Source organism: Sphingobium indicum B90A, assembly GCF_000264945.2.
In the GTDB taxonomy this organism is placed as follows: Bacteria; Pseudomonadota; Alphaproteobacteria; order Sphingomonadales; family Sphingomonadaceae; genus Sphingobium; species Sphingobium indicum.
In genome coordinates this window covers 2,653,714-2,665,550 of the sequence record NZ_CP013070.1, presented here as the reverse complement: position 1 = coordinate 2,665,550, position 11,837 = coordinate 2,653,714, and the positions used below count along the sequence as shown (strand labels likewise).

Genomic DNA, 11,837 nt, shown 5'->3' with positions numbered 1-11,837 from the left:
AAGGAAAGGGATTAAGCGAGTGAAATGGCGTCGGTCGGCTTGTAGGTGCCGAGCGGGGTGATGAGTTTCGACGAACTGCCGTCGGCGGGTGACTGGACGGCCGCAATGGTGGCCCAGCTCGCGACGCGGCTGGGGTTGGCGCCGTTGACCTTGATCCGGAGGGCGTCGGTGGCGATGCTGTTTCCTGCGTCGTCCTTGCCGTCCCAGTAGAAATTGACGTCGCCCTTGGGCTGGTCGCCAAGGTCGATGGTCTTGACGACATTGCCGTTGCCGTCGATCAGGTCGACCGAAGCGCCGCTGGTGGCGTCGGCAAAGCTGACCTGGCCCATATATTGGCCGGCGGCGTCGGGGGCGGCGATGTTGCTCTGCACCAGCATCGACTTGCCGATCCAGCTTGCCGCGTCGCCCAGGCGCGATCCGGTCAGTTCCGACGCCAGATTCTTCAGCGTCTGGTTCATCTCCGCGATGCCGCTGCTGTTGGTGATGGTCGCCATTTGCGCGACCATCTGCGCGTTGTCGACGGGTTCGAACGGGTCCTGCGTCTGCATCTGCGCGGTCAGCAGGCGCAGGAAATCGGCCTGGCCCATTTCCGACTTGCCCGTGCCGACCTTGGCATTGGGGTTATAGACGGACAGGCCCGCTTTGTCGGTGGCGGTCGTGGTCGTCATTTGCCGATCCTTATGGTTTCCATCATCAGGGACTTGGCGGTGTTCAGCACCTGCACGTTGTTCTGGTACATGCGGGCGGTCTCGATCATGTCGACCAGTTCCGCGCTGCTATCCACGGCGGCTTCCCATACATCGCCATTCTTGTCGGCCAGCGGATGGTTGGGGTCGTGGCGCTTGGTGGGCTGCGCGTTGGTGGTGACGACATTCTGGACCTTGACGGTCGAGACGCCGGGGCTGTCGGTGACCGACTGGAACATCGGCTTGATCGCGCGATAGGCCTCCGCCGCGCTGCCGGTGACGTTTCCGGCATTGGCCATGTTGGAGGCGGTGGCATTGAGGCGCACGAGCTGCGCGCTCATGGCGCGGCCGGCGATGTCGAAGACGTTCATGGGGCCATGGCCGCTCATGCTCATTCTCCCTTCAGGGCGCGGGTGATGGTGTTGATGCGGCCCTCCAGGAAGGAGAGGGTCGTGCGATATTTGACGGCGTTCTCCGCAAACAGGGTCTGTTCGGTGCTGAGTTCGACGGTGTTGCCGTCCAGGCTCGACTGAAGCGGCACGCGATAGCCCATGGAGTCGTCCACCGCCTGCGACACGTCGGCGGCGGATTTGCCCTGCCGGGTGGTGGCTTCCTTCAGCGCGGACTCGAAATCGATGTCGCGGGCCTTGTAGCCGGGCGTGGAGGCGTTCGCGATGTTGGACGCGAGCAGGGACAGGCGCTGCGAGCGAAGCGCCAGCGCCTTTCCATGTATCCCGAACAATCCGTCTTCCAGCGACATTGCACATCTTTCCGTTTTTTCGCCCTGGCGGGCCTAAAACTTCCTTCTCCCCCGCCGTTCTGAGGCCTGATGGCGTGAACCGCGGGTGATCCAGCCCGATATTCGCAAGAGCCGTGCCAATTTGCGTGGGTGACGCACCGGCATGGCGGGAAATCGCGGAAATCCGGGCGATTGCGCGGTGACGGCGGCAAGGACGGCAAAATTTTGCCGGCGGGTGGCAGCGCTTTGCCGCCGGCCGGTCGGGCGTGAGCGGGGACGTGAAGATGATCGGGATCATGGCGCATTTGTTCGACCCGCTGACCCTGCTGGCCATGGTCGCGGGCGTCGGGCTGGTGGCGCTGTTCCAGAATGGAGCGCGCGCGCTGGGGCGGGCCTTTGCCGCCCTTGTCCCCCTGCTGCGCGCCGATCCGACAAAGGACCGGGATGCTGCGCGGGCGGCGATGCTGAAGATCGACCAGGTCGCGCAACTGCGCGGCCTTGCCTGCACCGACCGGGTGAAGACCGCCAACCCCTATCTGACCGAAGCCGCGCGCAAGCTCGCCAATTGCGAGAAGACCGAGCAGTTCGAACTGTGGGCCGTGCAATCGCTGGCCGACCGGGCGCAGCGCCACGGCGCCGCCTGCAAGGCCTGGCTGTCCATCGCCGACGCCGCGCCCGCGCTGGGCATGGCCGGGACGATCATCGGGCTGGTCGGCATGTTCGCCGCGATGGACGATCCGGCGGCGCTGGGGCCTTCCATGGCGCTGGCGTTGCTCACCACCTTCTATGGCGTGGTCATCGCCAATGTCATCGCCGCGCCGGTGGCGACGCGGCTTGCCGACCTGTCGGAGCGGGAACTTGCCTGGCAGAAGGAAGTCACCGACCGCATGGCCGCCATTGCGCGCCGGGAAAATGTGCCGATGCGCCGCGCTTCCATCCGCGAGGTGGCATGAATATTTCCACCCTCGCCAGTGCGCGGCGCGGGCGCTGGGCGCTCAGCTTCGCCGACCTGCTGCTGTTGCTGCTGGGTTTCTTCGTGATGCTTCAGGCCAGCGGCCAGCGGCGCGACGCCGTGCTGGCGCAGGTGCGGCAGCAATTTGGCGGCCATGCCGGCCGGCCCATGGAAATCCGCGCTGCCGAGCTGTTCCTGCCCGGAGAGGCGGTGCTGACCGAGCAGGGCCGGAAGCGGCTGAAGGTCGTGGCGGATCGCTTCGCCCTGGGCCGCGAGCGGCTGGAGGTCAGCAGCCGGGGCACGGACGCCGCGCATCGGCGCTTCGACGGCTGGGATCTGTCGGCGGCGCGTCTGGGCGCGGTGGCGCGGGCGCTGAAGGCCGACGGCATTGGGGGCGACCGGCTGGCGCTGCGCGGACTGGACCAGTTGGATGGCGAGGGCGGCAAGGGGCAGGTGATCCTGATCGCCGCCGGGCGTTAGGCCCGCCCGAAAGTCCGGCGTGACTGCCCTCCACCGGCCCTTGTCCATCACATGGCACGAATATTGCGTACTCCATGGTTAATCCTGTCCGCTTTCGGAGAGACGCTGTGAACCATTTGCCCAAGATCCTCCTTCTGGCGCTGTCCGTTTCAGCGTCCGACCCTGCGCTGGCGCAGCAGAAGTTTGAGAATCTGGACCGTATCGACAGCCTGGTCGCGATGACCGTCGGCGCCAATCTGGGCGAGCCGGGCGGCCCCGTCGCGCCGGTGGACCGGCGGTTGCGGCTGGCCGCCTGCCCCACGACGCCCAGCGTCGACGGGCCGGTCTTCGGCGCGGCCATCGTCAAATGCGACGCCCTGGGCTGGCGCATCCGCGTGCCTCTGGGCGCGGGGGGCGCGGCGGCGGCTTCGGGGCCGGTCGCCCGCTATGCGCCCGCCGCGCGTCCCGTCGCCAGGGAAGCCGTGGTGAAGAAGGGCGATCCGGTCCAACTGATGGCGGGCAATGAGAATTTCAGCGTTTCGCGCATGATGGTCGCGGACGAAGACGGCGCCGTGGGCCAGACGATCCGCGTGCGCGAAGACAGGAAAGGCGCGCCGATATTGGCGCAGGTCGTGGAAATGGGAATTGTTCGCGTTCCGGGATTTAATAATTTTTGAACCCGTCCGTATATAGGCTGTGCGGGACGAGTGAAGGAATGGAATCATGATTAAGTCTGTCGGCCAGAATATCAGCGCCGCCATAGAGGCGAGCCGCCTGAAGGAAGGCGGCAAGACCGTGCGCGCTTCGTCGGCCGGTTCGGTCGGCGGCACGTCTTCCTCGGCTCGTTCGGCCAGCCCCGCGGCCCGCATGGCGGCGGAAGGCGCGCCGGTCGACATGGATCGCGTCGCCGCGATCAAGGCCGCCATCGCGTCGGGCAATTATCCGGTCGATCCGGCGGCCATCGCCGACCGCATGATCGCGCTCGACCTGCCGGCGGCTGACTGACGCCATGCCGCTCGGCCTTGCAGCGCTGGATGAACTGAACGCGGCTTTCGAGGAGCTGCGCGGGGCGCTGGACGGCGTGGACGCGGCGGAGATCGAAGCGGCGACGCAGCGGATCGCCAAAGCCGCCTCCGCCGTGCGCGCCATTGGCGTGTGGCGATCCGACGAAGCGGTGAAGGACCGGCTGAAGGCGCTCCAGCCGCTGATGGAATCGGCGCGAATCCGCACCAACCTGCTGGCGGACCATGCGAATCAGCGGCTTGCGATACTCGCGGCCCAGGGGGCGGAAACGGCGCCGCTGGTTTACGGGCGCTGAAATATTCCATTTCCGGCATATGCGAAGGCGCCCAGGAGGCGCCTTTTTTCACATCAACTTCTTACGTTCCTTCCGGACGCCCGGTGCTCCTGCCTTCGCAGGAGCACGGGTTCGCAGGCACGGGGGCGCGCCTTGATTTGACCGGAGCAGGCTCCATCCCCAAAAATCAAATTATGAGCGCGCGTTAACCAAATCTTGGCACGTCACTTGCTCTAATGACCCCCGGTACCAACGGGGATTGATCGAACCAGTGTCGGCTTTCGCAGACATCACAGCAACAGGCGCTTCGACGGGCAACCGCGTGACCAACGCGATCGCCATGGCCAGCCGCAGGACGGGCGTGGACTTCGCCTATCTGCTGGGGCAGGCCAAGATCGAGAGCAGCCTCAATCCCACGGCCCGCGCCACCACCTCCTCCGCGACCGGACTGTACCAGTTCGTCGACCAAAGCTGGCTGGCGGTCATCGACCAGCATGGCAGCGAATATGGGCTGGGCTGGGCCGCCGACGCGATCAGCAGGGGCAGCAACGGCCGCTATTATGTGGCTGACCCCGACCTGCGCCAGCAGATACTGGACCTGCGCAAGCATCCCGAAACCGCATCCGTCATGGCCGCCCAACATGCCGCCGACAACAAGGTCGCGCTGGAACAGCGGCTGGGCCGGGAGGCGGAGCTGGTCGACCTCTACATGGCCCATTTCCTGGGCGTCGGCGGGGCCGGCAAATTCCTGTCGATGAACGACCGCGCGCCCAATGCCGCCGCGGCCGGCATGTTCCCGGCGGCCGCGCGCGCCAACCGCTCCATCTTCTACGACCGGCAGGGCAATGCCCGCAGCTTCGCGGAAATCCGCGACCGTTTCGCCGCCAAGCTCCAAAGGGGGTTCGATTCGGTCGGCGGCGCCATCCAATATGCCGAAGCCTCGCTGCCTGCGGGCGCGAAGGCCGTGCAGCCCGCCGACTATGTGCGGATCGAAACCGAGCGCCTTGCGAGCGCGGCCGATGTGACAAGCATCCGCCCGCAGCCGCAGACGGCGCGCCTCGCCTATCTCATGCTCGCCACCCTCGGAAGGTAACGGCCCGATATGACTCCCGCCCAAGTCAAAGCGAAGATCTGGATGAGCGCCGCCAAGGGGGCGGTGCTGCCCATCGCGACGCTGATGGTCGTGCTGTTCATGATGGTGCCGGTCCCGGCGGTCATGCTGGATGTCGGCTTCATCACCAACATCATGATCTCGCTGGCCGTGCTGATGGTGGCGCTGAACGCCGCCAAGCCGCTGGATTTCTCCAGCTTTCCCACGGTGCTTCTGTTCGCGACCCTGCTGCGGCTGGCGCTGAACGTCGCGTCGACCCGCGTGGTGCTGGTGAACGGGCATGAGGGCACCGATTCGGCGGGCCATGTCATCGAGGCCTTCGGTCATTTCCTGATCGGCGGCGACTATGTCGTCGGCATCTTCGTCTTCGCGATCCTGATGATCATCAACCTGGTCGTCATCACCAAGGGCGCGGGCCGCGTGTCGGAAGTGTCGGCGCGCTTCACCCTGGACGCCCTGCCCGGCAAGCAGATGGCGATCGACGCCGATCTGAACGCCGGCCTGCTGACCCCTGAAGAAGCCAAGGTCCGCCGCCGCGAGGTCGCGACCGAAGCCGACTTCTACGGATCGATGGACGGCGCGTCGAAATTCGTGAAGGGCGATGCGGTCGCGGGAATCCTGATCCTGGCGATCAACATCGTCGGCGGCATCATATTGGGCGTGGTCAGCCACAAGCTGAGCATCGGCGAGGCCGCGCAGACCTATATCATCCTGGCCATCGGCGACGCGCTGGTGGCGCAGATTCCCGCGCTTTTGCTCTCCATCGCGGCGGCGGCCATCGTCACCCGCGTCGGCAGCGAGGACGATCTGTCGAACCAGATCACCAGCCAGTTCGGTTCGGGCAAGGCCTGGATGCCGGTCGCGGCGATCCTGACTTTCCTGGGCATTTTGCCCGGCATGCCGCACATGATCATCCTGCCCGCCGCTGCGGTGGCGGGCGGAATCGCCTGGCATCTCCGCAAGTCGAGCCAGCGCAAGGCGGCCGAGCCTGAACCCGCCGCCCCGCCGCCCAACCCGGCGCTGATCGAATGGAACGACGTGTCGGACGGCGCGGTGCTGGGTCTGGAGATCGGCTATGGCCTGATTTCGCTGGTGGACGAGCGCAAGGGCGCGCCCCTGATGGCCCGCATCACCGGCATCCGTCGTCAGTTGTCCAAGGAACTGGGCTTCGTCGTGCCGATGGTCCGGGTGAAGGACAATCTGGCGCTGGAGCCGAACCAATATCGCATCACCATCGCGGGCGTGGTCGTGGGCGAGGACGAAATCTTCCCCGACGACCTGCTGGCGCTGGACAGCGGCGCGCTGGAGGGCACGGTGTCCGGCCGCGAGACGAAAGACCCGACCTTCGGCCTGGACGCCGTGTGGATTTCGCCCGCCAAGCGCAGCGAAGCGGTGGTCGCGGGCTATACGGTGGTCGATCCGCCGACGGTGGTGGCGACGCATCTCAACCAGCTCATCGCGATGAACGCCAGCGAGATGTTCGGCCTGGACGAAGCGCGCAAGCTGCTCGACAATTTGAAGGACGCCGCGCCGCAACTGGTCGACGGGCTGACGCCCGGCCTGTTGAACCTGACTCAGATTTCGGCGCTGTGCCGCGCCCTGCTGGCGGAGGGGATTCCGCTCAAGGATTTCCGCCGCATCTGCGAGGCGATGGTCGACGCGGCGCGGCCCGACATGACGCTGGACCAACTGGTCGAGGCGGTGCGCCAGCGGATCGGTTCGCTGATCATCCAGGGGCTGGTGCCGGTCAAGATGCCGCTGCCGGTGATCACGCTGGACGGCGATCTGGAAGCCTTGCTGGCGCAGGCGATGCGGGTCGCGGGCGATGCCCGGCACCCGATCGAACCCGCCCTTGCCAACCGCATTATCGAGGCGGTTATCACGGCGGCCCGCCCGTTGCTGGGGCAGGCGCGCAATTTCGCCATCGTCACGTCGCCGGTGGCGCGGCGCGCCATGGCCCGCCTGTTCAAGCCGCATCTGCCGGAGACGCCTGTGCTGTCCTTCCTGGAAATTCCCGACGGCAAGGGCGTGGAGGTCGTCGCCGTGGTCGGCGGCGAGCAGCGGCCCGCGCCGCGCCACGATCCGCTGCCTGCGCGCGAACGGGTTGCTTGAGGAGCCTGGCCGATGTTCATGAATAGGGTCGTCGCCGGTTCCGATGCCAACACCTATGGCCGGTCCGCCCATGCCAGTTCGCCCGAACGGCTGGCGCGGCAATATATGCCGCTGGTGCGCAAGATCGCCTGGCATGTCCATGGCCGGGTATCGAGCGCCATCGAGATAGAGGATCTGCTCCAGATCGGCATGGTCGCGCTGGTCGAGGCCGCCAACGGGTTCGAGGATCGGGGGCTGGGCTTTGCCTCCTATGCGCAGATGCGCGTGCGCGGGGCGATGATCGACCATCTGCGCCGCCATGCGACGATGACCCGCTCGGCCATGTCGCAGCGCAAGCAGTTGGCGAGCATCCGCAACCGGCTGGAACAGAGACTGGGCCGGGCGCCGCTGGAGGCGGAGATGTCCGCCGAAATGGGGCTGGACGCCGCCGCCTATCGCGAAGTGGCCGATGGTTGCGAGATGGTGCAGCACACCAGCATGGACGAGGTCTATTCAGACCAGTCCATGTGGTTCGCCGATGTCGAGGACCGGGCCGACGACATCATGGAGCGGGAGTCGCTCAAGGGCGCGCTTGCCCAATATATCGGGGAATTGCCGCAGCGCGAGGCGCTGGTGCTTCAGCTTTATTTCGTCGAGGAACTCAATCTGGAGGAAATCGGCGCGACGCTGGACATCGGCGCGGCGCGGGTCTGCCAGATCAAGAAAGCGGCGCTCGACAAGCTGCGCGTGAAATTGCGGGATTGGGATTGAATTCATTTAGCGCGACGTGCTCCTGCGAAGGCAGGAGCCCAGTCCGAACGGCGGCGTAATGAACTGGAGGCGGAACTGGGTTCCTGCCTTCGCAGGAACACGGAGCGATATACTAACTATCGTTCGCGGCGTTGGAAAAGTCCCTGATGGGCGCATTGTCCAACTGCAACTGCCGATAGCGGGTCTTCTGGTAATTCTGCGTCCGCCACCATGGTTCCGCCACCTGGAACAGGCCGCTTTTCGCGACATGGCTTCCCAGATCCTTGCGCGCCGTAAAGGCCGCGAAGAAGGGCGCCAGCACCAGCCCCGCCGCCACCGGCGCGATCCAGCCGAGCGAGGTGCCGGACCTGATCGCGAGCAGGGTCAGCCCCGCGCCGAGCAATATATGCCATTTGAACAGCCAGATCGCGGGCAGTATCGCCATGCCGTCGCGGTCGCGGGTCTGGCCGTTCCAACTGCTCTTGCGGCCCATCAATATGCCGAACAGGTTGATGGTCTGGGTCAGCATGCTGATCGGCGCCATCAGGATCGACAGCGCGATGTCGGCGATCACGCCGCGCACCATCCGGACGCCGCCGCCGAAACCGATGCGCCGCGCCGGATCGGCCAGCGCCCAGAGCAGCGCCAGCAGCTTCGGCCCGAACAGCAGCACCGCGGTCAGCGCCAGCAATCCGCCCGCGGGCAGGATCGCGCTGGGCGGCCAGACGCCCGCCGCCGCGCCGCCCAGCACCACCAGCATCAGCGCCAGCCACAGCGGCGAGGTGCAATAGGCGGACGCGCCGACGAAGAGCTGGAACTTGCTGACCGGATGCATGCCCCTGATCTTCGAGAGAAGGGGCACATGCTGGATATTGCCCTGGCACCAGCGCCGGTCGCGGGTGGCTAGATCGGGCAGGGAAGGGGGGAATTCCTCGAAACTGTCGTCGGCCATGACGATATGCACGTCCCAGCCGCGACGGCGGAGCAGCGCGGCCTCGACCATGTCGTGGCTCATGATATGGCCGCCGAAGGGCGCGCGGCCGGGCAGTTCGGGAAGGCCGCAGCTTTGCGCGAAGGCGCGGGTGCGCAGGATGGCGTTATGGCCCCAGAACATGCCCTCCGACCCCGCCCACCAGATCATCCCGGCGGCGGAGATCGGCCCGAAGAGGCGGCTGGCGAATTGCTGCCAGCGGGCGAAGAAGGTGGAGGCGCCGACGATGGACGGCACGGTCTGAATCAGGCCGACATGGGGGTGCCGCTCCATATCCGATGCCAGGCGGGCCATGGTCTGGCCGCTCATCACGCTGTCCGCGTCCAGCACGATCATATAGTCGTAGGCGCCGCCGAAGCGTTCCACCCATTCGGCGATATTGCCGGGCTTGCGGCCGACATTCAGGGCGCGGCGGCGATAATGGACGGGGCGGGAGAAGCCTCTGCGCATCTTCAGATAGGCGGTGCGTTCGATCTCGCCATTTTCGGCGTTCGAGTCGCTCAGGATGAAGAATTCGAACCGCTCGCCGCCCATCACCTGCGCCAGCGAGCGCTCCATGATCGACAGGCGGCCCAGCACGCCCCGGAAATCCTCGTTGCAGACGGGCAGCAGCACGGCGGTGCGCCCGCGCAGCGGGGTCGTGGAGCGGGCGCGATAGGGGCGCACGCTTTGCCCCCTGCCCATGGTCAGCAGCAGGAAGCCGATCAGGCTGGTCGCGAAGCCGAAGGCGATCCAGGCGAAGAGCGGGATGAACAGGGCCAGATAAACCCCTTCCCATGCCGAAATGCCGTCCAGGCCGATGGAGCGCCGCATTTCGTGCGCGGCCATGGACGCGGGCAGCAGGGCCAGCAGCACGACCAGCGTGCGCCGCGCCCAAAGGTCGATGTTGAAGGGGCGATGGGGCAGGTCGCGGGGCGTCGCGGCGAAATCCTGCGCGGGCATGGCCAGCGGCCTTTCCGGCGGCAGATGCTCGAACGCCCGGCCTGGGACCGACCCGTTCGCCTTGTCGCTATGCACGCCGCCTGTCGCTTTCATGCCTGACCCGCTTTTGGTTTCGTTACCAGAACCGACCTGTAACCGGCTGGTTCCCTTTGCCCGCCTTCAGGCGCCCAGCGGGTAATGCACATATTCGCTGAACGGGCGATTGCCAGCGCGAAGTTGGGCGCGGATATCGGTCGGCCTGCCGGGCTCCCGACGGATATCCAGGACCATCCGGAACATGTCCTTCTGGTGCAGCACCGGATAGCCCGCCTTCTTGACCAGCGTTCCGCCCGCCAGGTCGACCCATATGTCGGGATTCGCGCCTGCCGGAACCCCGGCGAAGTCGGCCAGGAACCGTTCCACCCCGGCCTCGCCCGATTGCCCGGTCCAGATATTCTCGACCGTGGCGAGGCCGGTGGAGGCGGGCGTCCGTGCCGCCGACCAGTCGAGCCGGTAGCTCGCCTCGATCCGGCTGCCTGCGCGGACCGGCGCGGCGGGCGTCCAGTAGGCCGCGACATTGTCGGTATATTCGCTGTCGGTCGGGAAGGCGTAGAGCCTGACCTGCCCCGCGCCCATCGGCTTGCGGCTGGTGGCCCAGAGCGAGGGCCGCCGTTCGTAGAAGACGCCGTCATCCTGATAATGGTCGAAATTCCGGTCGCGCTGGAGCAGGCCGAAGCCCCTGGGATTGCGCTCGGCAAAGACGTCAACGCGGGGGGCGGAGGGGTTCACCAGCGGGCGGCAATGGGCGGTGCCGTCGGCGCTGGCGATGGAGAGCATGTCGGAATCGTGGATTTCCGGCCGCCAGTCGGTCCGTTTGGCGCGGTCGGCCTGATCGTACCAGAACATGCTGGTCATCGGCATCAGCCCCAGTTCGGCAATCGACTTGCGGGCGAACAGCACGGCGTCGACATCCTGCCGCACCCCTTGCGGCGTCAGGCTGTTGACGAAGCGGAAGGCGCCGGTCAGCGACGCGCTGTCCATCAGCGCATAGACGGTGACGCTGCTGCGCCCGGTCCGCTCCAGCCAGAAATGGGTGAAGCGGGGAAATTCCTCCTTGCCCGCGATGCTGGTGTTGATCGCGACGGCGCGGGCGGACAGGCCGAACTGCCTTTCGGCGGGGGCGCGGAAATAGGTCGCGCCCAGGAAGGACAGCCAGTCGCCGTCCCGCGCCGCGTTCATGATTCGGAAGCCGGCAAAGCCCGCGCCGGGGCCAAGGTTGCGCACGGCATTGCCCGGCGGCGCGTCGAACATGGCGGGATCGTAGCGCAGCGGCGTGGACCGGCCATTTTCGACCAGCGCGATCTCGACCGGCTGCTGCACCGTGCTGCTCAGGGGGAACAGGCGGATGCCGGTGTCGTCGCCCTTGTCGTTCCAGATGGTGCGCTCGTCACGGAAGCGCGCCTGGTTGAAGGCGTCATAGCCGATCTTGTCCGCGCCGGGGAAAAAGGGCGTCACGGCAAAGGGCGCGCGGGTCAGCCGCTGCGCCCGGCCGATCACCATGTTCCAGGAGAAAGTCTCGCCCCTTGCCTGAGCCAGTGCCGAGCGGGGAAGCAGCAGGGCCGCGCCGGAGGCGGCGATCATGGCGCGGCGATCTATCTTGGTCATGGCGCTTATCATGGGTGCGACAACCGCCAATGCAAGTGTTTCGATCCCGTATTAACCGGAACTGGCCGATCGGCAAATGCGATGAAGCCTCCGCCCGGGGGGACGGAGGCTTCGCTATGCTGGTCGTTTCATCGAAGTTTTTACCCCCGGCGCGGTGGGGACTGTAAATGCGCCG

13 protein-coding genes are annotated in these 11,837 nt (G+C 66.3%); 8 read left to right on the top strand and 5 right to left on the bottom strand.

Features of this window, described 5'->3' with window-relative positions; translation table 11 throughout:
• Nucleotides 1-11: 11 nt before the first annotated feature.
• The 3 genes from SIDU_RS12935 to flgB are packed head-to-tail and all read right to left on the bottom strand — an operon-like array spanning nt 12 to nt 1,446.
• Complete coding sequence (locus SIDU_RS12935; protein ID WP_007682589.1) at nt 12-668, bottom strand: flagellar hook assembly protein FlgD; 657 nt, start codon at nt 666-668, stop codon at nt 12-14.
• A complete protein-coding gene (gene flgC / locus SIDU_RS12930) occupies nt 665-1,075 on the bottom strand; it encodes a flagellar basal body rod protein FlgC (protein ID WP_007682591.1) in 411 nt (136 codons plus the stop codon). The genes SIDU_RS12935 and flgC overlap by 4 nt, the downstream gene beginning before the upstream one ends.
• Nucleotides 1,076-1,077: 2 nt before the next feature.
• Nucleotides 1,078-1,446, bottom strand: coding sequence for a flagellar basal body rod protein FlgB (gene flgB / locus SIDU_RS12925; protein ID WP_007682593.1), 369 nt, complete (start codon nt 1,444-1,446; stop codon nt 1,078-1,080).
• 263 nt (nt 1,447-1,709) lie between these two features.
• Between flgB and SIDU_RS12920 the strand changes: the two genes are divergently transcribed.
• From SIDU_RS12920 to SIDU_RS12885, 8 genes are all read left to right on the top strand, one after another.
• Nucleotides 1,710-2,378 (top strand): MotA/TolQ/ExbB proton channel family protein, encoded by a 669-nt coding sequence (locus SIDU_RS12920; protein WP_037510151.1) that lies wholly within the window; start codon nt 1,710-1,712, stop codon nt 2,376-2,378.
• Complete coding sequence (locus SIDU_RS12915) at nt 2,375-2,857, top strand: flagellar motor protein MotB (RefSeq protein WP_007682597.1); 483 nt, start codon at nt 2,375-2,377, stop codon at nt 2,855-2,857. Before SIDU_RS12920 ends, SIDU_RS12915 begins: the two co-directional genes overlap by 4 nt.
• A 74-nt stretch (nt 2,858-2,931) precedes the next feature.
• Entirely contained in the window at nt 2,932-3,513 is a 582-nt protein-coding gene (locus SIDU_RS12910) for a flagella basal body P-ring formation protein FlgA (RefSeq protein WP_050983532.1), read from the top strand.
• 46 nt (nt 3,514-3,559) lie between these two features.
• Nucleotides 3,560-3,841, top strand: coding sequence for a flagellar biosynthesis anti-sigma factor FlgM (flgM, locus tag SIDU_RS12905; RefSeq protein ID WP_007682601.1), 282 nt, complete (start codon nt 3,560-3,562; stop codon nt 3,839-3,841).
• 4 nt (nt 3,842-3,845) lie between these two features.
• Complete coding sequence (locus SIDU_RS12900; RefSeq protein WP_007682602.1) at nt 3,846-4,154, top strand: hypothetical protein; 309 nt, start codon at nt 3,846-3,848, stop codon at nt 4,152-4,154.
• 250 nt (nt 4,155-4,404) lie between these two features.
• A complete protein-coding gene (locus SIDU_RS12895; RefSeq protein WP_007682605.1) occupies nt 4,405-5,226 on the top strand; it encodes a lysozyme family protein in 822 nt (273 codons plus the stop codon).
• Nucleotides 5,227-5,235: 9 nt separating this feature from the next.
• Nucleotides 5,236-7,356, top strand: a complete 2,121-nt coding sequence (flhA, locus tag SIDU_RS12890; protein WP_020820130.1) for a flagellar biosynthesis protein FlhA — start codon at nt 5,236-5,238, stop codon at nt 7,354-7,356.
• Between the two features lie 12 nt (nt 7,357-7,368).
• On the top strand, nt 7,369-8,106 hold the full coding sequence (locus SIDU_RS12885) for a FliA/WhiG family RNA polymerase sigma factor (protein ID WP_007682608.1): 738 nt from the start codon (nt 7,369-7,371) through the stop codon (nt 8,104-8,106).
• Between the two features lie 112 nt (nt 8,107-8,218).
• On the opposite strand, the gene mdoH is transcribed toward SIDU_RS12885, so the two are convergent.
• Together mdoH and SIDU_RS12875 are read right to left on the bottom strand one after the other, a co-directional pair.
• Complete coding sequence (mdoH, locus tag SIDU_RS12880; protein ID WP_007682610.1) at nt 8,219-10,111, bottom strand: glucans biosynthesis glucosyltransferase MdoH; 1,893 nt, start codon at nt 10,109-10,111, stop codon at nt 8,219-8,221.
• Nucleotides 10,112-10,177: 66 nt separating this feature from the next.
• The gene (locus SIDU_RS12875) at nt 10,178-11,662 is read right to left on the bottom strand and encodes a glucan biosynthesis protein (RefSeq protein ID WP_007682612.1); all 1,485 of its coding nucleotides are present in this window, start codon (nt 11,660-11,662) and stop codon (nt 10,178-10,180) included.
• Between the last annotated feature and the right edge of the window lie 175 nt (nt 11,663-11,837).

Coding starts and splice junctions, on each gene's coding strand:
- mdoH (WP_007682610.1), bottom strand. CDS start 10,111: ATGAAAGCGACAGGCGGCGTGCATAGCGACAAGGCGAACGGGTCGGTC.
- flgB (WP_007682593.1), bottom strand. CDS start 1,446: ATGTCGCTGGAAGACGGATTGTTCGGGATACATGGAAAGGCGCTGGCG.
- SIDU_RS12935 (WP_007682589.1), bottom strand. CDS start 668: ATGACGACCACGACCGCCACCGACAAAGCGGGCCTGTCCGTCTATAAC.
- SIDU_RS12910 (WP_050983532.1), top strand. CDS start 2,932: ATGGTTAATCCTGTCCGCTTTCGGAGAGACGCTGTGAACCATTTGCCC.
- SIDU_RS12920 (WP_037510151.1), top strand. CDS start 1,710: ATGATCGGGATCATGGCGCATTTGTTCGACCCGCTGACCCTGCTGGCC.
- SIDU_RS12900 (WP_007682602.1), top strand. CDS start 3,846: ATGCCGCTCGGCCTTGCAGCGCTGGATGAACTGAACGCGGCTTTCGAG.
- flgC (WP_007682591.1), bottom strand. CDS start 1,075: ATGAGCGGCCATGGCCCCATGAACGTCTTCGACATCGCCGGCCGCGCC.
- flhA (WP_020820130.1), top strand. CDS start 5,236: ATGACTCCCGCCCAAGTCAAAGCGAAGATCTGGATGAGCGCCGCCAAG.
- SIDU_RS12875 (WP_007682612.1), bottom strand. CDS start 11,662: ATGACCAAGATAGATCGCCGCGCCATGATCGCCGCCTCCGGCGCGGCC.
- SIDU_RS12885 (WP_007682608.1), top strand. CDS start 7,369: ATGTTCATGAATAGGGTCGTCGCCGGTTCCGATGCCAACACCTATGGC.
- flgM (WP_007682601.1), top strand. CDS start 3,560: ATGATTAAGTCTGTCGGCCAGAATATCAGCGCCGCCATAGAGGCGAGC.
- SIDU_RS12915 (WP_007682597.1), top strand. CDS start 2,375: ATGAATATTTCCACCCTCGCCAGTGCGCGGCGCGGGCGCTGGGCGCTC.